Source organism: Aeromonas bivalvium (genome assembly GCF_000819765.1).
GTDB lineage: Bacteria > Pseudomonadota > Gammaproteobacteria > Enterobacterales > Aeromonadaceae > Aeromonas > Aeromonas bivalvium.
The window spans coordinates 85695-107787 of the sequence record NZ_CDBT01000004.1 but is presented as its reverse complement, the minus strand read 5'-3'; the positions used below and the strand labels follow the sequence as shown (position 1 = coordinate 107787).

General features: G+C 60.8%; 15 protein-coding genes. 12 read left to right on the top strand and 3 right to left on the bottom strand.

The window, feature by feature from the left end; all coding sequences use genetic code 11:
- The first annotated feature begins 3 nt into the window (after positions 1–3).
- The 11 genes from prc (at position 4) to rmf (ending at position 18554) form a co-directional block, all read left to right on the top strand.
- Complete coding sequence (gene prc, locus BN1119_RS00690; RefSeq protein WP_041992391.1) at positions 4–2016, top strand: carboxy terminal-processing peptidase; 2013 nt, start codon at positions 4–6, stop codon at positions 2014–2016.
- A 136-nt stretch (positions 2017–2152) separates the two neighbouring features.
- Positions 2153–4777 carry an aminopeptidase N gene (gene pepN, locus BN1119_RS00685; RefSeq protein WP_041992388.1) on the top strand — a complete coding sequence of 875 codons (2625 nt, stop codon included), beginning with the start codon at positions 2153–2155 and terminating at the stop codon, positions 4775–4777.
- A gap of 99 nt (positions 4778–4876) precedes the next feature.
- On the top strand, positions 4877–5098 hold the full coding sequence (locus tag BN1119_RS00680; RefSeq protein ID WP_041992385.1) for a DUF2835 family protein: 222 nt from the start codon (positions 4877–4879) through the stop codon (positions 5096–5098).
- A 272-nt stretch (positions 5099–5370) separates the two neighbouring features.
- A complete protein-coding gene (locus BN1119_RS00675; RefSeq protein WP_041992382.1) occupies positions 5371–10212 on the top strand; it encodes an NAD-glutamate dehydrogenase in 4842 nt (1613 codons plus the stop codon).
- Between the two features lie 65 nt (positions 10213–10277).
- Positions 10278–11288 carry a quinone-dependent dihydroorotate dehydrogenase gene (gene pyrD, locus BN1119_RS00670; protein ID WP_041992379.1) on the top strand — a complete coding sequence of 337 codons (1011 nt, stop codon included), beginning with the start codon at positions 10278–10280 and terminating at the stop codon, positions 11286–11288.
- 99 nt (positions 11289–11387) lie between these two features.
- A complete protein-coding gene (locus BN1119_RS00665) occupies positions 11388–11924 on the top strand; it encodes a cell division protein ZapC (RefSeq protein ID WP_041992376.1) in 537 nt (178 codons plus the stop codon).
- 248 nt (positions 11925–12172) lie between these two features.
- The gene (gene rlmKL, locus BN1119_RS00660; RefSeq protein WP_041992373.1) at positions 12173–14344 is read left to right on the top strand and encodes a bifunctional 23S rRNA (guanine(2069)-N(7))-methyltransferase RlmK/23S rRNA (guanine(2445)-N(2))-methyltransferase RlmL; all 2172 of its coding nucleotides are present in this window, start codon (positions 12173–12175) and stop codon (positions 14342–14344) included.
- The gene (locus BN1119_RS00655) at positions 14344–14580 is read left to right on the top strand and encodes a glutaredoxin family protein (RefSeq protein ID WP_041992371.1); all 237 of its coding nucleotides are present in this window, start codon (positions 14344–14346) and stop codon (positions 14578–14580) included. The genes rlmKL and BN1119_RS00655 overlap by 1 nt, the downstream gene beginning before the upstream one ends.
- A 62-nt stretch (positions 14581–14642) precedes the next feature.
- On the top strand, positions 14643–16556 hold the full coding sequence (gene uup / locus BN1119_RS00650; protein ID WP_041992368.1) for an ATP-binding cassette ATPase Uup: 1914 nt from the start codon (positions 14643–14645) through the stop codon (positions 16554–16556).
- Positions 16557–16564: 8 nt separating this feature from the next.
- Entirely contained in the window at positions 16565–18214 is a 1650-nt protein-coding gene (locus BN1119_RS00645) for a DUF3466 family protein (protein WP_041992365.1), read from the top strand.
- Positions 18215–18377: 163 nt separating this feature from the next.
- Positions 18378–18554, top strand: coding sequence for a ribosome modulation factor (gene rmf, locus BN1119_RS19725; protein WP_084205227.1), 177 nt, complete (start codon positions 18378–18380; stop codon positions 18552–18554).
- A gap of 78 nt (positions 18555–18632) precedes the next feature.
- Here rmf and fabA read toward each other — a convergent pair whose 3' ends face one another.
- The 3 genes from fabA to BN1119_RS00630 all read right to left on the bottom strand — a co-directional run bounded on the left by fabA (position 18633) and on the right by BN1119_RS00630 (position 21814).
- Positions 18633–19193, bottom strand: coding sequence for a 3-hydroxyacyl-[acyl-carrier-protein] dehydratase FabA (gene fabA / locus BN1119_RS00640; RefSeq protein ID WP_041992363.1), 561 nt, complete (start codon positions 19191–19193; stop codon positions 18633–18635).
- 76 nt (positions 19194–19269) lie between these two features.
- On the bottom strand, positions 19270–21246 hold the full coding sequence (locus tag BN1119_RS00635; RefSeq protein WP_041992361.1) for a Lon protease family protein: 1977 nt from the start codon (positions 21244–21246) through the stop codon (positions 19270–19272).
- Entirely contained in the window at positions 21239–21814 is a 576-nt protein-coding gene (locus tag BN1119_RS00630; RefSeq protein ID WP_244463654.1) for a helix-turn-helix domain-containing protein, read from the bottom strand. The genes BN1119_RS00635 and BN1119_RS00630 overlap by 8 nt, the downstream gene beginning before the upstream one ends.
- Here BN1119_RS00630 and BN1119_RS00625 point away from each other — a divergent pair.
- Positions 21813–22064, top strand: coding sequence for a hypothetical protein (locus BN1119_RS00625; RefSeq protein WP_041992359.1), 252 nt, complete (start codon positions 21813–21815; stop codon positions 22062–22064). The two genes, BN1119_RS00630 and BN1119_RS00625, sit on opposite strands and share 2 nt — an antisense overlap.
- Positions 22065–22093 lie beyond the last annotated feature (29 nt).

Here is a 22093-nt window from a genome sequence, read left to right as displayed (position 1 = left end):
CAAATGTTGAAGCATGGCGTAATTCGTTTTTCCCTCGTCGCCTGTAGCCTGGCGCTTGCCGGGCTTGCACAGGCCGTCGAGCCGGTGCTCAAGGAAAGTGATTTGCCTGTGTTGGCTCAAGAGAGCCAACATGCTACGGCCAGCAAGCGAATTGCCAATCTGTTTACCCGCTCCCACTACAAGCAGTTCAAGCTGGACGATGCCTTCTCCGAGGTGGTGTTCGATCAGTATCTCGAGAATCTGGACTTCAGCCGCAACCTGTTTTTGGCCTCTGACATCAAGCGGTTCGAAAAATACCGTCATGGCTTCGATACCGATCTCGAGCGGGGCCGTCTGGCGCCCGCTTACGATATGTTCAATCTGAGTCAGCAGCGACGCTATGAGCGGTTCGAATACGCCCTCCAACTGCTCGATACCCCTTTCGATTTCACCCAGCCCGACCAGTATGTCTTCGATCGGGAAGGGGCACCCTGGCCCAGGGATGAAGCCGAGCTCAACGAGCTGTGGCGCCAGCGGGTCAAGTTCGATGCCCTGAGCCTCAAGCTCAGCGGCAAGGAGTGGCCCGAGATCAAGGAGCTGCTCGGCAAGCGTTACAACAACGCCATCAAGCGGATGTCCCAGACCGAGAGCGAGGATGTGTTCCAGCTCTTCATGAACTCCTTCTCGCGCGCCATCGAGCCTCACACCAGCTATCTCTCCCCCCGCAATGCCGATCGCTTCAACACCGAGATGAACCTCTCGCTGGAAGGGATAGGCGCCGTGTTGCAGGCGGAAGATGACTTCACCGTGATCCGCTCCCTGGTGCCGGGTGGCCCCGCCGCCAAGTCCAACCACCTCAAGCCCGATGACAAGATCGTCGGCGTGGGGCAGGAGGATGGCAAGATAGTCGATGTGATCGGCTGGCGCTTGGATGACGTGGTCGAGCTGATCAAGGGGCCCAAGGGCAGCAAGGTGCGCCTCGAGATCCAGCGTGGCAAGGGCGCCAGCGTCAAGACCGAACAGGTCGAGCTGACCCGGGACAAGGTGCGCCTGGAAGACAGGGCCGCCAAGTCCAAGGTGATCAAGACCCAGGGCAAGAAGATTGGGGTGCTCGAGATCCCGAGCTTCTACGTCAACCTCCATGACGATGTCATCAAGGAGCTGGCCAGCCTCAACAAGCAGAAGATCGACGGTCTGGTGGTGGACCTGCGCAGCAACGGCGGCGGTGCCCTCACCGAGGCCTCCGCTCTGAGCGGGCTCTTCTTTGCCAGTGGTCCCGTGGTGCAGATCCGGGATCACATGGGCCGGATCTCGGTCAATGGCGATGACGATGGCCAGGTCTACTACGGCGGGCCCATGTCGGTGCTGATCGACCGTTACAGCGCCTCGGCCTCCGAGATCTTCGCCGCCGCCATGCAGGACTATGGCCGCGCCCTGATCCTGGGGGAAAACTCCTTTGGCAAGGGCACTGTGCAGCAGCATCGCAGCCTGGCCAAGGTGTACGACTTCTACGATCAGCCCCTGGGCCACGTGCAGTACACCATCGCCAAGTTCTACCGCATCAATGGCGGCAGTACCCAGAACAAGGGCGTCGCGCCGGACATCAGCTTCCCGACCCCGGTCACGCCGGAGGAGACGGGGGAGAGCCGTGAGTTCCATGCGCTGCCCTGGGACAAGATTGCCTCGGCGGATTATCAGACCCTGGGCAACTTCACCAGCCTGATCCCCAAGCTGGAGGCGGCGCACCAGGCCAGGATCAAGACGGATCCCGAGTTCGCCTACGTGCTGCAGGACATAGAGGAGTATCGTGCCGAGAAGGACAAGAAATCCCTCTCCCTGAACGAAGCGCAGCGGCGCGCCGAACAGGACAAGCAGGATGCCCTGGCCCTGCAGCGGGCCAACGAACGCCTGGGGCGGATGGGCAAGCCTGCCATCAAGAGCCTGGACGAGTTGCCTGCCGACTTTGAGGCGCCTGATGAGTACCTGCTGGAGTCCGCCAACATCACGGCGGATCTGGTCAAGCTGGCACCCCACTGAGGTGAGGCTCGGCGAGTCATGAACAAAAGGGCGACGCAAGTCGCCCTTTCTCTTGCCTGAATGCAAACCATTTGACCCGGGGTTGGCCTTGTGACAGCCTCGATACGCCCATAACAAGCGTGGAAGCCACATAATAATGACCGATCACTCCCAGGCCATGACGGCCAAATATCGCCAGGATTATCAAGCCCCTCTCTACTGGATAGACAGCCTGGATCTCGATTTCCAGCTGCAGGACCCCCTCTGTCGTGTCACCGCCATCTCCCGCGTGCGTCGCAACGGCGAGCACAATGAGGTGCTGGCGCTCGATGGCGAGCATCTCCAGCTGGTGAGCGTCAGCATAGACGGGGTCGCGTGCGAGCAGTACGAGCTGACCGACAACCAGCTGCGACTCAGCAACCTGCCCGCCGAGTGCGTGCTGACCATAGTCACGGATCTGGACGCCGCCGGCAACACGGCGCTGGAAGGACTCTACAAGTCCGGTGATGCCTACTGCACCCAGTGCGAGGCGGAGGGCTTTCGCCGCATCACCTATTACTTGGACAGGCCCGACATCCTGGCCCGTTACAGCACCCGCATCACCGCCGACAAGGCCAGGTATCCCTACCTGCTCTCCAACGGCAACAAGGTCGACAGCGGCGATCTGGACGGTGGCCGCCACTTCGTGCAGTGGCAGGATCCCTTCCCCAAGCCGAGTTACCTGTTTGCCCTGGTGGCCGGCGACTTCGACGTGGAGCGTAGCCACTACACCACCCAGAGCGGCCGCGAGGTGGCCCTCGAGATCTTCGTCGACAAGGGCAACCTGGACCGCGCCGGTTTCGCCATGGAGAGCCTGGTCAACGCCATGCGCTGGGACGAGCAGCGCTTCGGCCTCGAGTATGACCTCGACATCTACATGATCGTCGCGGTGGATTTCTTCAACATGGGCGCCATGGAGAACAAGGGGCTCAACGTCTTCAACTCCAAGTTCGTGCTGGCCAACCCGGCCACCGCCACCGATGGCGACTATCACGGCATCGAGCGGGTCATCGCCCACGAATACTTCCACAACTGGACCGGCAACCGGGTCACCTGTCGCGACTGGTTCCAGTTAAGCCTCAAAGAGGGGCTGACCGTGTTCCGGGATCAGGAGTTCTCCTCGGATCTGGGTTCGCGCGGCGTCAACCGCATCAACAACGTGCGTACCGTGCGCGGCCCGCAGTTTGCCGAAGATGCCGGCCCCATGGCCCATCCCATCCGTCCGGATGTGGTGATAGAGATGAACAACTTCTACACCCTGACCGTCTACGAGAAGGGCGCTGAAGTGATCCGCATGCTGCACGTCTTGTTGGGAGAAGCGGCCTTCCAGGCCGGTATGCGCCTCTACTTCGAGCGTCACGACGGCTCCGCCGCCACCTGCGATGACTTCGTGCAGGCGATGGAAGATGCCTCGGGTCGGGATCTCGGCCGTTTCCGCCGCTGGTACAGTCAGTCCGGCACCCCGGAGCTCACCGTGACCGACGACTACGATGGCGACAGCGGCGTCTATCGCCTGCACGTACGCCAGCACACGCCGCCGACCCAGGATCAGCCGCAGAAACTGCCGCTCCATATCCCCTTCGACATCGAGCTCTATGACGAGCAGGGGGCCGTCATCCCGCTGCAATACCAGGGTCAGGCCATCGGCAATGTGCTCGACGTGCTGGAAGCAGAGCAGACCTTCGTGTTCGACCAGGTGCCGGTGAGGCCTGTGCCCTCCCTGCTGCGGGACTTCAGTGCCCCGGTCAAGCTGCATTATGACTACAGCGAGCAAGCCCTGGCCTTCCTGATGCGCCATGCCCGCAACGAGTTCGCCCGCTGGGATGCGGCCCAGATGCTGATCAACAAGGCGGTGTTCGACGGTGTCACCCGGGTGCAGCAAGGGCAGGAGGTTGAACTCTCCGCTACCCTGCTGGCCGCCTTTGTCGCCATCCTGGACGAGGCCAGCCTCGATCCCGCCCTCAAGGCGGAGATCCTGACGCTGCCGGGGGAGGCGACCCTGGCCGAGCTGTTCGAGGTGGTGGACATAGACGCCATCCATCGGGTGCGGGATGCCATTCATACCCGTCTTGCCGAGGCCTTTGGCCCGCGGCTGGCGGCCACCTATGACAGCCTGCGTCTGACCGGTTATCAGGTGGTGCACGCCGACATGGCCAAGCGGGCCCTCAAGGCCGTGGTGCTGGGTTATCTGGCGGCGCTCGATGCAGAACGCGCCGATGCCCTGGTGCGCGAGCAGTACGGGGCGGCCGACAACATGACCGATACCTTGGCGGCGCTGCAGGTGGCCAACAGCCATCTGCTGCCTTGCCGCGCCGCACTGCTGGCGGACTTTGAAGGCAAGTGGGCCCAGGATGGCCTGGTGCTGGACAACTGGCTGCGGCTGGTGGGCGCCAAGCCGGCCGCCGACGTGCTGGATGAGGTGAAACAGGCGATGAGCCATCCCACCTTCAGCATCCGCAACCCGAACCGGTTGCGGGCCCTGGTGGGCAGCTTCGCCATGGGCAACCAGGTGCAGTTCCATGCCAGGGACGGGTCCGGGTATCGCTTCCTGACCGATCTGCTGATCGAGCTCAACAGCATCAACCCCCAGGTGGCGTCGCGGCTCATTACCCCGCTTATCCAGTTCAAGCGGCTGGACGAGGCACGCAAGGGGCTGATCCGCGCCGAGCTGGCAAGGTTGCAGGGATTGCCGAGCCTGGCCCGGGATCTCTACGAGAAGGTAAGCAAGGCCCTGGCCCAGTAACCTTGCGCCAGTGAAGGGAAACAGGGCCGGGCAGATAGTCCGGCCCTGTCATTGATGCCAGCCGACCCGGGTCGGCGGCCTGCAGGAGGAGAAGAGGGAGTGAAGCAGTTTACCTTTGGATTGAGTCTGTCCCGTGACGAGATATTGCTGATGTACCAGGGCCATGCCCGCCGTCTGGTGGTGCGCAGCGATCAGGGACTGACCCTGGAGCTGGGGCTGGACAAGATCCGTCCTTTCGTCGGTCAGAGCGGGGTCCATGGCCGTTTTTTGCTCAAGACGGGGGACGATCACCGCTTCATCGGCCTGGAACGCATAAATTAACAAAAACCAAACAGCAAACCGCGTAATTATCTGCTTAATATCACTAACTATCGGGTTAAAACGGAGTTTATCAGTGATATTTTCTGCATTTTTCTAAAATGACAAAATTAATGACAGCCTGAGCCGTGATCTGCCGCTAGTTTTTAACATTTCATTATCAGCTTCGCTCGCCTTCCCGGATCCGACCCATTACACTTCGCACAACTCTGTACCAGCGGGCATCCAGGGTGGATGTCGCTGTCGGTGATGTCGGTCCGATAAGGAAACTAGCAATGGCATTGAAAGACGCCCCTACCTCAGTTCTGCTCGAAAACGTTCTCAGCCTGATCCATCAAAAGTTACCCCAAAAGAGTGCTTCCCTGGTCGAGCGCTTCGTTGCCAAGTTCTACGGCAACATGGCGAGCGATGACCTGCACGATCGCAATGACAGCGATCTCTACGGCGCCGCCCTCAGCCTGTGGAACGCCCTCAACCAGCGCACCGGCACCGAGCCCTACATCCGGGTCTACAACCCAGAGCTGACCCGCCACGGCTGGCAGTCGCCCCATACCATCGTCGAGATCATCCTGCAGGATTCCCCCTTCCTGGTGGACTCCATCCGCATGGCGCTCAAGCGCCGGGGCATCACGGCCCACATGATGCTGCATCAACCGCTGCACCTCATTCGCGGCCAGGATGGCAAGATAGAGGCGATCCTGGATCTGGAGCACACGGCGCAGCAGACATCGGCCGAGACCGCCTTCCTCATCGAGATCGATCATCTGACCGAAGAGAGCCAGATGCAGGCCCTGGCCGCCGAGCTCGACTCGGTGGCCGGTGAGGTGGCGCTGGCGGTCGGCGACTGGCAGCCCATGCTGGCACGCCTGAACGAGATCATCGAGGAGCTGCCCAAGCGCAAGAACCCGGTCAGCAAGGAGGAGGTGGACTCCACCGTCGCCTTCCTCAAGTGGGTTGCCGCCCACAACTTCACCCTGATGGGCTATCGTCGCTACGACGTCAAGGCGGTGGAGGGGGATCACGAGATCCTGCCCCAGCCGGAGTCGAGCCTGGGCCTGATGAAGAACTCCATCAAGGACGAGGGCCAGCGCCTTGGCAACATGCCCGCCAGCGCCCGTCACGCCGCCCTCTCCAACCATCTGCTGATCCTGACCAAGTCCAACAGCAAGTCCCGGGTACACCGCCCGGCCTATGTGGATTACATCGGCATCAAGCGCTTCGACGAGCATGGCAAGGTGGTGGGAGAGGATCGTTTCATCGGCCTCTACGCCTCCTCCATCTACAACACCAGCGCCACCCAGATCCCCCTCATCAGCCACCGTCTCGAGCACATCATGGCGGCCTCCGGCTTTGAGACGGGCTCCCACGCCTACAAGGCGCTGCTCAACGTGCTGGAGACCTATCCCCGCGACGAGCTGATCCAGGCCCGGGAAGAGGAGCTGCTGGCCACGGGGCAGGGGGTACTGGCGATGCAGGAGCGGGACATGCTGCGCCTGTTCGTGCGCCGGGATGTCTATGGTCGTTTCTTCTCCTGCATGGTCTATGTCACCAAGGAGCGCTACAACACGGCGCTGCGGATCAAGACCCAGGAGATATTGCAGAAATATTTTGGCAGCAGCGAAGAGGTGGAATTCAACGTCTACTTCTCCGAGGGCGTGCTGGCCCGGACTCACTACATAGTCCGGGTGAACAATAACAACGTGGATGTGGATGTGAACCAAGTACAGAACAACCTGATTGAAGCGGCCCGCAGCTGGGACGATCGCCTGGACTCCGTATTGCTGGCCCATTATGGCGAGGCCAAGGGCAACGCGCTGGGTCGCCGCTTCAACGACGCCTTCCCCCGCGCCTATAAAGAAGATGTGCTGCCGGGCTCTGCCGTGGCCGACATCATGGCCCTGGACAACCTGAGCGAGGCCGAGCCGCTGGGCATGTTGTTCTACCGCGCCCAGGAGGAGGAGGACGATCGCCGGGTCCGTCTCAAGCTGTTCCACCGAGCCGAACCCATCCACCTCTCGGACGTGCTGCCCATGCTGGAAAACATGGGGCTGAGGGTGATAGGCGAGACCCCGTATCAGGTCAAGACCCCCAACGGCGACGTGTTCTGGATCCTCGACTTCTCCATGCTGCTGCGCGGCGATCAGCCCTTCAGCCTGGCCCAGAGCCAGCAGCGCTTCCAGCAGGCCTTTGCCGCCGTCTGGAACAAGACCCTGGAAGATGACGGCTTCAACCGCCTGGTGCTGGGGGCCGGCCTCACCGGCCGTCAGGTCTCTGTGCTGCGCGCCTACGCCAAATACATGCGCCAGACCGGCGTCTCCTTCAGCCAGAGCTATATCGAGGAGACCCTGACCCGTTATCCCGAGCTGGCCCAGCTGCTGTTCTCCCTGTTCGAGGCGCGCCTGGACCCGGCAGGCAAACAGGATGCCAAGGCTCTGGCCAAGCTGCACGAGCAGCTCACCGCCAAGCTGGATCTGGTGGCCAACCTGGACGACGACCGCATCATCCGCCGCTACATGGAAATGATAGAGGCGACCCTGCGTACCAACTATTACCAGCTGGACAAGGAGGGAGAGGTCAAGCCCTACATCTCCTTCAAGCTGGCCCCCGCCGGGATCAGCGACATGCCGCTGCCCCTGCCGAAATTCGAGATCTTCGTCTACTCGCCTCGGGTGGAAGGGGGGCATCTGCGCTGGGGCAAGGTGGCCCGGGGCGGCCTGCGCTGGTCCGATCGCAAGGAAGACTTCCGCACCGAGGTACTGGGTCTGGTGAAGGCGCAGCAGGTGAAGAACACCGTCATAGTGCCGGTCGGCGCCAAGGGTGGCTTCTACTGCAAGCAGATGCCGGCCGGGGCGACCCGCGCCGTGATCCAGGAGGAGGGCAAGGCCTGCTATCGCCTCTTTATCCGCGGCCTGCTCGATGTCACCGACAACATCATCGCAGGGGAGGTGATCCCGCCCAGGGACGTGGTGCGTCACGACGAAGATGATTACTACCTGGTGGTGGCCGCCGACAAGGGCACGGCCACCTTCTCCGACATCGCCAACGAGATAAGCCAGGAATATGGCCATTGGCTGGGCGATGCCTTTGCCTCCGGCGGCTCGGTCGGTTATGACCACAAGAAGATGGGCATCACGGCGCGCGGCGCCTGGGAGTCGGTCAAGCGCCACTTCCGCGAGCTGGACATCGACTGCCAGACCACCGACTTCACCTGTGTGGGGATAGGGGACATGGCGGGGGACGTGTTCGGCAACGGCATGCTGCTCTCCGAGCACACCCAGCTGGTGGGCGCCTTCAACCACATGCACATCTTCATCGACCCGACGCCGGACGCGGCCAGCACCTTCGCCGAACGCAAGCGCCTGTTCGAGCTGGCGGGATCGAGCTGGGACGATTACAACCGTGAGCTTATCTCGGCCGGCGGCGGCATCTTCCTGCGTTCTGCCAAGTCCATCAAGCTGAGCCCGCAGATCCAGACCCTGCTCGGCACCGACAAGGCCAGCATGGCCCCGAACGAGCTGATCAAGGCGCTGCTCTGCCTGAACGTGGATCTGCTCTGGAACGGCGGCATCGGCACCTACGTCAAGAGCCACAAGGAGAGCGACGGCGAAGTGGGGGATCGCAGCAACGACGCCCTGCGGGTCAACGGTCGCGATCTGCGGGCCCGCATCGTGGGCGAGGGGGGCAACCTCGGCTTCACCCAACTCGGCCGTATCGAGTACGCCAGCCAGGGTGGCCGGATCAACACCGACTTCACCGACAACGTGGGCGGGGTGGACTGCTCCGACAACGAGGTCAACATCAAGATCCTGCTGAACCAGCTGGTGGCCGCAGGGGAACTGACCCTCAAGCAGCGCAACCAGATGCTCTACGAGATGACGGACGCCGTGGCCGACATAGTGCTGACCAACGCCTATCGCCAGTCCCAGTCCATCTCTGTCACCCAGTTCCGTGGCGGCGATCAGCTCAAGGAGCAGCAGCGTTTCATCCAGGGGCTGGAGCGCGAAGGCAAGCTGGATCGGGCGCTGGAGTTCCTCCCCTCCGACGAGGATCTCTCCGAGCGCATGGCGGCAGGGCAGGGCCTGACCCGCCCCGAACTGGCGGTGCTGGTGGCTTACGGCAAGATGGTGCTCAAGGAGCAGCTCAACTGCCCCGAGATCACCGACGAGCCCTTCCTGGCCCGCATGCTGGTCACCAGCTTCCCCGAGCAGCTGCAGCAACGCTTCGGCGAGGCCCTGGCCCAGCATCCGCTGCGGGGCGAGATCATCGCGACCCGGGTGGCCAACATGCTGGTCAACGACATGGGGCTCAACTTCGCGACCCGGATGCGCGACGAGACCGGCGCCTCCGTGGCCGAGGTGGCCGCCTGCTTCGCCATGGCCCGGGAAGTGTTCGGATTCGATCCCCTGTGGCGCGACATCGAATCCCTGGACAACCGGGTGAGCGCCGAGACCCAGCTCGAGCTGATGTTCGCCAGCCGCCGCATCGTGCGTCGCGCCACCCGCTGGTTCCTGCGTGCCCGCAACCGCGGCTGGAGCATAGGGGAGAACATCGCCTTCTTCCGCCCCGCCTTCGAGACCCTGAGCGAGCACCTCTACGAGGTGATGGACGAGGGAGAGGTGGCCGAACACCGCCAGGCGGTCGCCGCCCTGATGGACAAGCAGGTGCCAGAGGCCATCGCCCGTCAGGTGGCCCACATGAGCAGCCTCTTCTCCTGCCTGGATCTGGCGCAGATTGCGGCGGATCAGCAGAGCGACATACTGCGGGTGGCCAATGTCTACTATCGCCTCGGTGCCAAGCTGGATCTGCACTGGTTCCTGGAGCAGATCAACCATCAGCCGGTGGGCAACCACTGGCAGGCGATGGCGAGGGCCTCCTTCCGTGAGGATCTGGACTGGCAGCAACGCAGCCTCACTTCCGTCGTGCTGGAAGGGTGCAAAGATCAGGGAGAATGCGATACCATACTGGCCGACTGGATTGCGGAGCATGAGCAACTCTTGTCCCGTTGGACCCATATGCTGGCCGACTTCAAGACCACCAGCACTCACGAGTTCGCCAAGTTCTCGGTGGCCTTGCGGGAGTTGAACCTGCTCCAGTTGAATTGCCGAACCTCGATATAACATCGAGTGGCATCATCACCCCAAAAGCCCCGGCCAGTTGCCGGGGCTTTTTTTAAGGAGCAAAGATGTTTTACCCCCTCGCCAGGCATTTATTGTTCAAGCTGGATCCGGAGCAGGCTCACGAGCTCTCCCTCAAGCAACTCGCCCGTCTTCATGGCACACCGCTCGATATCTTTTTCCGCCAATCCTTGCCCCAACGCCCCGTCACCTGCATGGGGCTTAATTTTGCCAATCCGGTCGGTCTGGCGGCAGGGCTCGACAAGGACGGCGAGTGCATCGACGCCTTCGGTGCCATGGGATTCGGCTTCATTGAAGTGGGCACAGTGACTCCCAAGCCCCAGAGCGGCAACGACAAGCCTCGCCTGTTTCGGGTGATACCGGCCGAGGGGATCATCAACCGCATGGGCTTCAACAACCTTGGGGTGGATCATCTGGTGGATCGGGTCAAGGCCGCCAAATATCAGGGAGTGATCGGCATTAATATCGGCAAGAATAAAGATACGCCCATCGAGAATGGCAAAGACGATTATCTGATCTGCATGGACAAGGTTTATGATCATGCCGGTTATATCGCCGTCAACATCTCCTCTCCCAATACCCCGGGCCTGCGCCAGCTGCAGTATGGGGACGCACTGGATGAACTGCTGGCCGCCCTCAAAGAGCGTCAGCAAGTGCTGGCGGCGCAATATAAAAAGTATGTGCCGCTGGCGGTTAAAATCGCCCCGGATCTCAGCCTGGATGAAATTAAACAGGTGGCCGGATCCTTGTTGAAAAATGGCATCGATGGTGTCATCGCCACCAATACCACGCTCGCCCGTGAAATGATCTATGACATGCCCCATGCCGGTGAGGCTGGGGGATTGAGCGGCCGACCCCTTCAGCACAAAAGCACCGAGGTGATCCGTTTATTGGCTCAGGAGCTGAAAGGAGCCATTCCTATTATCGGTGTCGGGGGCGTCGACAGCGCCATGGCTGCCCGGGAGAAGCTGCAAGCCGGTGCCACTCTGGTCCAAATATATAGCGGCTTTATTTACAAGGGACCGGCCCTGGTGAAAGAGATAGTGACCAATATCTGACGTATCTGGTCGATTTAATATAAAGACGCCCGGAATTAAGGTTGCCGAAATTATCGACTTGGAATAGAGTCGAATTACTGCAGCAAGGAAGGGCGTCTCATGTTTCTCCAACCGAACGATCAATGGCAATGGCATTATGATGCGAAGTCCGACCGTCTGATGTTGGAACTGAGCGATGAGATGATATTCGCGACCGAATATCAAGGGCGTCAGCTGGTGCCTGCCTCTTTTACTACCCAGCCTTTCTGTGTCGATGATGCTTCCCTCTATTATCAGCTGATGGACAACGCCACCGATCTCAATTGGAGCGTTCCCCATCAGGTGCAGCTGGTATTAAATGCCATCGCGGTGAGCCGTTTTTATAAACCCCTGATGCCCCAGAGCTGGTTCTTTATTGAACTGGGTCAGCAGCTGATGCCGGAACGGGGGGAGCTGGTGGTCATGCACACCCAGCACGGTGAAGGGGTGTTCATGGTGATAGAGGCGGGGGAGCAAGCCAGCGTCTGCCTCAATCTGACCGAGGAACTGATGCTGAGCGGCAACAAGCTGATGCCGAGGTTTGCCGTGATCAAGGTGATGAACAACCGCTTCGGCCTCTACCACAGGGCCGCTCCCGAGCTGCGCCAGGTCGGCTGATCCCCACAGAACTTTCTTTCTTCCCTCTCTTGCCTGCCGGCAGGCAGACCAACGTTGTCCCATCGACTCTCCCTCCCGACGCCCATATTGCTGCTGCCTTTTTCAAGAGAAGGTACTGATCCCGGGGCAGGAGCGCAGGGACGAGGGACAGTTCACCCCCCGCTTTTATCCGGCGTGCTCCCTTTGCTCGTGAATTGAGGGGCGTGGGTGATGTTCGGGGCAGCCAAGACGGCCGCGAATGGGGTATAATGCGGGCCTATTTTTATGGGTTCCCCGTGAGCGTGATGAAAGAATTTTTTGCAACCTGCCCCAAGGGGCTGGAAAACCTGTTGGCCGTCGAGCTGACCAACCTGGGTGCGGAGCAGGTCCGTGAGACCGTGGCCGGCGTCCACTTCAAGGGCGAACTGGCCATCGGCTACAAGGCCTGCCTGTGGAGCCGCTTTGCCTCCCGCATCGTGCTGGTGCTGTCCGAATTCCAGATGAACGACGATCTGGATCTCTATCTCGGCGCCCACACCATTCCCTGGGAAGAGCACTTCTCCGGTACCGCCACCATTGCCGTGGACTTCACCGGTACCAACCCCGCCATTCGCAACACCCAGTACGGCGCGCTCAAGATCAAGGATGCCATCGTCGATCGCTTCACCAAGCGTGGCCATGTGCGCCCGGACGTGGACAAGAAATCCCCGGACATCCGCATCATGGCGCACCTGGGCAAGGGCAAGGCCAACATCACCCTGGACCTGTCCGGCCCGGCGCTGCACCAGCGTTTCTACCGTCAGGGCACAGGGGAGGCGCCGCTCAAAGAGAACCTGGCGGCGGCCATGATTGCCCGTAGCGGCTGGGCCGGCGAGCCCATGATGGACCCCATGTGCGGCTCAGGTACCCTGCTCATCGAAGCGGCCTTCATCGCCGCCGACATGGCGCCGGCCCTGCGCCGCGAACGCTTCGGGTTCGATCGCTGGCTGCAACACGATAGCGAGTTGTGGCAGAGCTTGATGATGGAAGCCCAGGTGCGTGCCAAGCGCGGCATGCAGCGCTGCGAGGTGAAGCTGTTCGGTTGCGATGCGGATACCCGGGTTCTGATGAAGGCCCGTGACAACGCCAAGGCGGCCGGGGTAGCCCACCTCATCACCTTCAAGCAGGCCGATGTCACCGCGCTCGAGAACCCGCTGCCGATGCCTGCCGCAGACGGGGAGGCGCGCCAAGTCGGCATGCTCATCTCCAACCCGCCCTATGGCGAGCGTCTGGGGGAATTCCCGGCTCTGCTGGAAGTGCACCAGGCCCTGGGCGATGCCCTGCGCCGCAGCTTCCAGGGCTGGAAGGTCACTATTTTGTCTGCCTCTCCTGAGCTTTTGAGCTGCCTGCGCCTGCGGGCCGACAAGCAGTATCGCCTGTTCAACGGGGCCCTGGAGTGCCAGCTGCGCAACTACCAGATTGCGCTGGACTCCGTGGCCTCCCAGAAAGAGGTGGCCCAGGACTTTGCCAACCGTCTGCGCAAGAATCTGAAGACCCTCGAGAAGTGGGCCAGCAAGGAGGGGATCGACTGCTATCGCCTCTATGACGCCGACTTGCCGGAATACAACGCCGCCATCGACCGCTATCGGGACTACCTGGTGGTGCAGGAGTACGCCGCGCCCAAGGACATCCCCGCCCAGAAGACCCGTCAGCGTCTGCTCGACATGGTGCAGGCCGCCATCAAGGTGACCGGCATGGACGGCGAGAAGGTGATCCTGAAGGTGCGTGAACGTCAGGAAGGCAAGCAGCAGTACCAGAAGCTCTCCGAAGAGCAGCACCGGATGGAGGTGCAGGAGTACGGGGCGCGGCTTTGGGTCAACCTCTACGACTACCTGGATACCGGCCTCTTCCTCGATCACCGTCAGACCCGCCGCATGCTGGGCCAGATGGCCCGCGGCAAGCGTTTCCTGAACCTGTTCGCCTACACCGGCAGTGCCACCGTGCACGCGGGCCTTGGCGGGGCGAGCGAGACCACCACGGTGGACATGTCCCACACCTACCTCAACTGGGCGCAGGACAACATGCGGCTCAACTCCCTGGTGGGTCGTCAACACAAGTTTGTCCAGGCCGATTGCCTGAAGTGGCTCTCCGAGGCCGAGGATCAGTACGATCTCATCTTCATCGATCCGCCCACCTTCTCCAACTCCAAGCGGATGGACGAGAGCTTCGACGTGCAGCGGGATCACCTGCTGCTGATGCAGCACCTCAAACGCCTGCTGGCGGCGGACGGCACCCTGGTGTTCTCCAACAACAAGCGCCACTTCAAGATGGATCTGGCCGGTCTCGAGGCCGCGGGTCTCAAGGCCCAGAACATCACCGGCAAGACCCGGCCCAAGGATTTCGAGCGCAACCAGCACATCCACAACTGCTGGATCATCACCCACGCCGAGACGCAAGGCTGATGCTGACCCTGTTTCACACCGACGGCTGCCACCTGTGCGAACAGGCCTGGGCGCTGGTGGAGCAGGCCGGCCTTGCCGCCAGCACGCGCCAGTGCGACATCATGGAGGATGCGCACTGGCTTGCAGCCTACCGGGTGCGCATTCCTGTGCTGCGCGATGACGCAGGCCGCGAACTGGGCTGGCCCTTCACCCTGGCACAGCTGACGGCCTGGGCCGGGCGTCAGGCGTCGTGCTGATTTGGCGAAAAAACGGGGGCAGAGTCTGCCGCCCGTTTTTTCATACGCAATAAGGAACGAACATGGCTTTATTAACATTGCACGGCGCCTCGCTGTCGTTCAGTGATTTCCCGCTGCTCGACAACGCCGAGCTGACCATAGAGCGGGGCGAGCGCCTCTGTCTGGTGGGGCGCAACGGGGCGGGCAAGTCCACCCTGATGAAGGTGATTGCAAGCGAACTGCCCCTGGACGACGGTCGTCTGGTGCTGCAGCAGGACTTGAAAGTGACCCGCCTCGAGCAGGATCCCCCGGCCTCGAGCGAGATCACCGTGTTTGACTATGCCGCCGAAGGGCTGGCGGGTGTCGGCGAGCTGCTCAAGCAGTATCACCACATCTCCCTGGAGCTGGGCCATGATCCCTCGGATGCCAACATCCGCAAGATGAGCGAGTTGCAAGAGCAGCTCGATTATCAGAACGGCTGGCAGTTCGAGACCCGCATCAGCCAGGTGCTGACCCTGCTGGGACTGGATCCCGACGTGACCCTCGACAGTCTCTCGGGCGGCTGGCTGCGCAAGGTGGCCCTGGCCCGGGCCCTCGCCTGCGACCCGGATCTGCTGCTGCTGGACGAGCCGACCAACCACCTGGACATCGAGGCCATCAACTGGCTGGAAGAGTTCCTCAAGGATTTTCGCGGTGCCATCGTCTTCATCTCCCACGACCGGGAGTTCATCCACAAGCTGGCGACCCGGATCATCGATCTCGATCGCGGCGTGATCACCTCCTGGCCCGGCAACTACGACGAGTATCTGCAGGGCAAGGAGGAGGCGCTGCGGGTCGAGGAGCTGCAAAATGCCGAGTTCGACCGCAAGCTGGCCCAGGAAGAGGTCTGGGTGCGCCAGGGCATCAAGGCCCGCCGCACCCGCAACGAAGGTCGGGTGCGCGCCCTGGAGGCGATGCGCAGGGAACGCTCTCAGCGCCGCGAGCTGCAAGGCAAGGCCAAGCTGCAACTGGACGAGGTCAGCCGCTCCGGCAAGCTGGTGTTCGAGACCGAAGGACTGGGGCTGGACTTTGGCGATCGCACCCTGTTCCAGGGGCTGGACTTGCAGGTGCTGCGGGGTGACAAGATTGCCCTGGTCGGCCCCAACGGCTGCGGCAAATCCACCCTGATCAAGCTCCTGCTGGGCCAACTCGCCCCCAGTCGCGGACAGGTCAAGGGGGGCACCAACCTGGAAGTGGCCTATTTCGATCAGTACCGCGAGCAGCTCGATCCCGAGCAGACCGTGGTGGACAACGTGGGGGAGGGCAAGCAGGAAGTCATGGTGCGTGGCCGCTCCCGCCACATCCTGGGTTACCTGCAGGACTTCCTGTTCGAGCCCAAGCGGGCGCGGACCCCGGTCAAGGCCTTGTCAGGGGGCGAGAAAAACCGTCTACTGTTGGCCAAGCTGTTCTTGAAGCCCAGTAACTTGTTGATTCTGGATGAACCAACCAACGACCTGGATGTCGAAACCCTGGAACTTTTGGAAGAGCTGCTCACCGATTATCCCGGCACCCTGCTGCTGGTCAGCCACGATCGCCGCTTCATCGACAATACGGTGACCGGCTGCTGGCTGTTCGAAGGAGATGGGCGGATCAGCGATTACGTGGGGGGCTATGCCGACATGATGGCGACCCGCGCCCAGCAGGCGGCGCAGCCGGCCAAGTCGGCGAACAAGGCCCAGGTGGCGACAGAGACGGTCGCGACGACGAGCGAACCCGCCAAAAAGAGCCGCAAGCTCTCCTACAAGTTGCAACTGGAGCTGGAATCTCTGCCTGCAAAATTGGAGCAACTTGAGGCCGAACTTGATACATTGCAGGGCGAAATCAATGAGCCCGGCTTCTTCTCGCTCAGTGCCGAGCAGACACAGCAGAAGCTACATGCCCTGAGTGCTGCCGAGGCGGCACTGGAACAGGCCTTCTCCCGTTGGGAGGAGTTGGAAGCGTTGAAACATCAGGACTAAGGACGTAGATGAAAAAGCAATTATCCATACTGGCCGTACTGGTCGGCGCCAGCCTCAATGCGCAGGCGGCACAGAGTCCCTTCTTCACCATTACCGAAGTGGGGCAGGGCTATGCGACCGGGATCAGCGCCGACAACAGCGTGCTGGCGGTGAAACTGAAGAACGATGCGGGCAGCTTCTTCTCCTCCGCCCCCTTCTCGGATTTTCTGGTAGACAGATTCCGTTTCGAGCAGGATTGCATCCTCTCCGGTGACGTCTGTGACGCCTTCTGGGAAGACAATGCCAACTTTGGCTACCAGTGGCGCCGCGATTTCCTCGATGCCAGCTCCCAGCGCGACAACCTGGGTCTTTCCGGCAGCGAGACCGATGGTCTGGCGGTGGCCATGGGGCCGGACAACGGCACCTACGTGGGTTACAAGGCCTCCAAGAATGCGGTCAATGGGCTGGCCAACAGCCGGACCGGCTTCGCCGTGATCAACAATGGCAACCAGGTCGCCCTGGAAGGCAGCTACCTGGTCAACGGCACCAATGTGCTGAGCAGCGCCACCAGCGTGGCCCAGATCAGTGGCAGCCAGTACCTGGTGACAGGGACTGCCGCCACCGGCAAGAATCGCAAGGTCACCACCGACGAGTACAAGGAGTGCTACAGCGGTGATGACGACAACTTCGGTGACTACCGTTACTGCCCGGGGGTCGATACCCAGGCCGCCTTCTGGCTGGTGGACAATGGCGCCGCCACCCTGTTCCAGCCAACCAACTACTACGACGATGACACCAACATGGTGCAGACCGCTTCCGCCCTCCAGGCGGCCAAGCTCAAGGATGGCAGCTGGGTCGCGGTCGGTTATTCGGCCACCGACGAAGAGTATGCGGAACACAGCCAGGATCTCGCCGCCTACTGGACCCTGGACCTGACCGGCAAGACGGCCGGTGCCACCAAGGCCATTCCCCTGTCCGACGGCAAGCCCGATGACAGTGATGCCAGCCTGCGCGCCAGCTGGGCCAGCGGCGTCAATGCCAACGGCTATGTGATAGGCAACCAGCGTTTTGGTACCAACAAGGGCCAGAACCGCCCGGTCGAGATGTTCGTGTTCAACCTGAACAGCCCGACCAGCAATGCCGCCGTGCCCCTCAAGAACAGCCCGATCAACGGTGCCAACTCGGAAGCTGCGGCCATCAACGATCACAACATGGTGGTCGGCTGGCGCGACTCCCGTCATCAGACCCAACCGGTGAGCGGCGGGACCAACCGCATGCAGGAAGCCTTCCTGCTCAACGCCGCCAACGGCAACAACTGGTATCTCAACGACCTCATCTGCGGCCTGAACGATGCCGGCAGCAAGAGCTGCAGCCAGAATGGCGCCTACTACCACATCGCCTATGCCAGCGGCATCAGCGCGGACGGCACCGTCGCAGCCACCGCCTATCGTTACGCCAGCGAGAACGACCTTAACAACCGCAGCAATGCCACCGTGGTCAGCGTCAAGCTGAGCCCGGACAGCCCCAACTACGAAGGCATAGCCGCCAATCGTGTGGTGGCCAATGCTCCGGTCGTCAACCAGACTGGTCAGGATGGCGATGGCGGCGGTGGTGGTGGCAGCCTGTTCTGGCTGACTCTGCTGGGTCTGCCTTTCGCCTGGCTGCGTCGCCGTGGCTGAAAAAAGCGGGTCATAAAAATGTAATGCAGTTCAGTGCCTTGTGTCACAAGGCCCGATTAGCATGGGAAGTTTTGTTTGACCTGACTTTGGCCTTGCGTTAATGATGAAAGCGACCGGTGAAAAACTGGTCGCTTTTTTCGTTCCACGAAGAGGGTCGTTGAATATGAAGAGACAAAAACGGGACCGTCTGGAGAGAGCTCGCGCTCGCGGTTATCAGGCTGGCGTTGTCGGTAAACAAAGCGAATCTTGTCCGTACCAGTGTCTGGACGCCCGCGGCCAATGGTTGGGGGGGTGGCGTGAAGCCATGGAAGGACGGAGTTCAGGACTCTTCATGAAGTAGTCACTTCATCACCATTCAAAGACAGGAAAGGGGCCCGACAGGCCCCTTTGCGTTGATGCTTGCCGTGACATGGCAAGATCAGAAACTGGTGGTGTCCTTGAACAGGCCCACTTTCAGGTCGGTGGCACTGTAGATGGGGCGACCATCCACCTCGACCACGCCATCGGCAATCCCCATGACCAGCTTGCGGTTGATGACCCGCTTGAAGGTGATCTTGTAGGTGACCTTCTTGGCGGTCGGCAGGATCTGGCCGGTAAACTTCACTTCACCCACGCCCAGGGCACGACCCTTGCCGGGACCCCCTTTCCAGCCGAGGAAGAAACCGACCAGCTGCCACATGGCATCCAGGCCCAGGCAGCCAGGCATGACGGGATCGCCCGGGAAGTGGCAATCGAAGAACCAGAGGTCCGGCGTGATGTCGAGCTCTGCCAGGATCTCGCCCTTGCCGTGCTCGCCGCCGTTATCGTTGATGGTGACGATGCGATCCATCATCAGCATGTTGGGGGCGGGCAGTTGGCTGTTGCCCTCACCAAACAGTTCACCACGGCTGCAGGCGAGCAGCTCCTCGCGGGAGAACGAGGTCTTGCCTTGTTCACAGAGGGAGAGGGGAGCTGCAGAGGCGGTTTTATCTTGGGTCACGCTGTGTATCCTTCATATGAGTCAAAGCGGAGCCAATCTAGCGTACACCTGTGCGCTAGACAACTCCGATCACTTGTTAATGGCCAAACAGACGGCCCAGTATGGTGCGCATTATGCCCGTTTTGGGCAGGGTGCCGTTGAGATCATCCAGTCGCTGCTGGATCCGGTAGAACAGGGTGTCCGGCATATCCGGCTCCCCGGCCACGCAGCCGGTCAGCAGCTCGATGGCTTCCTCCACATGGTCCACCGGGTGGATGTGGAACTGTCCCTGCTCGACGGCGGCAATCACCTCGTCGGAGAGGTTCAGTTGCTGGGCATTGGTGCCGGGCAACAGAATGCCTTGCTTGCCGTTGAGGCCGTGGATCTGGCACACCCGGAAGAAGCCCTCGATCTTCTCGTTGACCCCGCCGACCGCCTGCACGTTACCGAACTGATCGACGGCGCCGGTGACGGCAAAATGCTGATAGATGGGCTGGCGGGCGAGGGCAGAGAGCAGGGCGCACAGGCCGGTCAGGGAGGCGCTGTCACCATCAATCTCGTGATAAGACTGCTCGAATACCAGGTTGGCCGACAGGGGCGAGGGGTTCTCAGCCCCAAATTTGTTGGAGAGATAGCCGTGGATGATCATCATCGCCTTGGCGTGGATATGACCGGCTAGCTCCGCCTTGCGCTCGATATCCGCCACGTCGCCATCCCCCAGATGAACGGTGGCGGTGAGGCGCACCGGCTCGCCGAAATCGTAGGGGTGACCGGCGACCTGGATCACGGAGAGGCCATTGATCTGGCCTATCTCTTCTCCCTCGGTCTGCAGCAGGATCTGGCCATCGATCACCCCCTGATCGGACTGTTCAACCAGGTAATTCAAGCGGAAATCCTGCTCGGCCAGGGCATTGACGATGTGCTCCTGATCGATGATGTCGGCCTCCAGTTCACGGGCCAGGCTGTCTGCCAGCCGCATCAGGGCGGTCAGCTGCACCTCGGAGAGGGAGAGCCACTCCTGATGGTCGCACAGCCGGCTGGCGTGACGACAGAGCGCCGCCTGAGCCGCCGGGGTGAAATCCAGCAGGGACCAGCGCTGGCGGATCCAGGCCAGATAGCCAAGAAAGTCCGGCAGCTCATCGTCAATTTCCACCTCGGAGACCAGGTCAGCGCGCAGGAAGATCCGCTCCGACATGTCGCGATCGAGCATCTGGAATTCGGCCACTTCCAACCGATCGCCGACCAGGATCAGCTTGAGACGGATTGGCGTCGCCTCAGGGGCGAAGAAGGGGGTCAGGGTCTTGCCTTCCTGGTAGGCATTCCAGTCCAGTTCGCCCTTGAGCATGGCGTTCTTGAGCTTGAACCAGAGGTGGGGCTGATCCAGCAGCTCATCGAGTTGCAAGATGAGATAGCCGCCATTGGCCTGACGCATCAGGCCCGGCTCCAGCAGATGCTGGTTGGCGTAGACCGAGCCTTGCTCGGTCTGATAGTTGATGGAGCCAAACAGGGTGTCCCAGTTCAGATCCCGGCCATAGACCACGGGGGCCTGCTGATCTTCGTGATGGATCAGCAGGTTGATGAGCACGGGGTGCTGAAACTCGAGGCCGAGGGCGACATGGGCCGACAGATCCGACAGGAAGTCGGCTATCTTGGGGTCATCCTTCTGCTTGCGCATGATGCGGGTCACCAGGCGCTCGGCATCCAGATGATGACTCATCAGCTTGAGCAGCTCGCCAACCATCTCGCAAAATTCGAACCCTGTGCCCGGTTGCAGTCGCAGCCAGATGGGCTTGAACGGATTGTTGAGGTTCTCGGTATAGCAGAGATCGAACAGATCGCCGTCCTTGCCATGGGTGTCGGCAATCAGGGTGCGGCACACCTGTTCGTAGTCTGCGCCGGGGAAGCCGTTGATCAGCATCACAGGGCAATCGCCGTCGAAACTGGCCAGACGCTTGATGGCTGAAATGGCTCTGGGTTGCAAGGCGGCAAAGGGAATGGGGTCGAGTTCGCTCAGGGGAGCAAAGAGGTCAATCGCAAAAGCGGGTTTCAGTTGTTCTGATGTTAATTCAGCCACTTAAGACATCCGGTCGGAGAGAGGAGCAATTGTTGCCATTATACACAGTTCGTATAGGCGTGACAGGAAATGGAATAGTTGATTTAACATAATATACATTATGCGCAGTAAGGTTAGGCCCGTCGCTAGAGGTCGCAAACACAGCTATGGCAAGGGCTACCGCTGTGCCGGCTCCTTTGGTGTACTTCGCCAGGATGTCATACCAGGCCTGTTTGAGTTCCGGATCTTCCTCTCTGACCGCCGCCATGCTTAACAGCACTTCGCTGACGTCTAAGCCAGCTGCTTCAGCCATTTTTTTTGCAGTGGCATCAGTGAGTTGTGACTTTCCTTTGTTCACTGCTGAGATGTAAGAGCTGGTAAATCCCAGGTCTGCGGCGACTTCCTGGAATTGGCTGTACTTTTTGGCTCTCATGTAGGCCAGAAGCAGCGTTTTAGAGTCCATGTTTTTGTCTCCTGAGTGGTTAGACAATCGACCCATCATACCCATTTTGGCGAGAAACGGCTTGTTTCCATTCAACTCGCCACATGGTTGAATGAAATCAACCAACCATTTGATTGCATCACACATGACCCACTCTAGCCCACAAAACCAGGATCTGCCCGCGCTCATCGAGCGCAAGGTCTATTGGCAGGATGAGCCAACAGGCGACATTTCCGCGTGTGTGGCGGGTCAGGTCGAGATGTTCCGCGACCTGCATGAGATGCGGGTCTATCTGGCCATGACGTACCCGGATACCGCCTTTGAGCTGGTCGAGGTCACTGAGGACACTTGGCAAGGCTTCTATGATCAGGGGGTCTTCTTCGATGACTGGTCATAGCTGCCCGATGCCGATAAATAGGGTTATCG

Excerpts from the sequence above, each read along its gene's own strand:
- BN1119_RS00665 (WP_041992376.1), top strand. The coding sequence starts at position 11,388 with ATGTTTCTCCAACCGAACGATCAATGGCAATGGCATTATGATGCGAAG.
- BN1119_RS00630 (WP_244463654.1), bottom strand. The coding sequence starts at position 21,814 with ATGTGTGATGCAATCAAATGGTTGGTTGATTTCATTCAACCATGTGGC.
- rmf (WP_084205227.1), top strand. The coding sequence starts at position 18,378 with ATGAAGAGACAAAAACGGGACCGTCTGGAGAGAGCTCGCGCTCGCGGT.
- BN1119_RS00625 (WP_041992359.1), top strand. The coding sequence starts at position 21,813 with ATGACCCACTCTAGCCCACAAAACCAGGATCTGCCCGCGCTCATCGAG.
- prc (WP_041992391.1), top strand. The coding sequence starts at position 4 with ATGTTGAAGCATGGCGTAATTCGTTTTTCCCTCGTCGCCTGTAGCCTG.
- BN1119_RS00655 (WP_041992371.1), top strand. The coding sequence starts at position 14,344 with ATGCTGACCCTGTTTCACACCGACGGCTGCCACCTGTGCGAACAGGCC.
- rlmKL (WP_041992373.1), top strand. The coding sequence starts at position 12,173 with ATGCGGGCCTATTTTTATGGGTTCCCCGTGAGCGTGATGAAAGAATTT.
- uup (WP_041992368.1), top strand. The coding sequence starts at position 14,643 with ATGGCTTTATTAACATTGCACGGCGCCTCGCTGTCGTTCAGTGATTTC.
- pepN (WP_041992388.1), top strand. The coding sequence starts at position 2,153 with ATGACCGATCACTCCCAGGCCATGACGGCCAAATATCGCCAGGATTAT.
- pyrD (WP_041992379.1), top strand. The coding sequence starts at position 10,278 with ATGTTTTACCCCCTCGCCAGGCATTTATTGTTCAAGCTGGATCCGGAG.
- BN1119_RS00645 (WP_041992365.1), top strand. The coding sequence starts at position 16,565 with ATGAAAAAGCAATTATCCATACTGGCCGTACTGGTCGGCGCCAGCCTC.
- BN1119_RS00675 (WP_041992382.1), top strand. The coding sequence starts at position 5,371 with ATGGCATTGAAAGACGCCCCTACCTCAGTTCTGCTCGAAAACGTTCTC.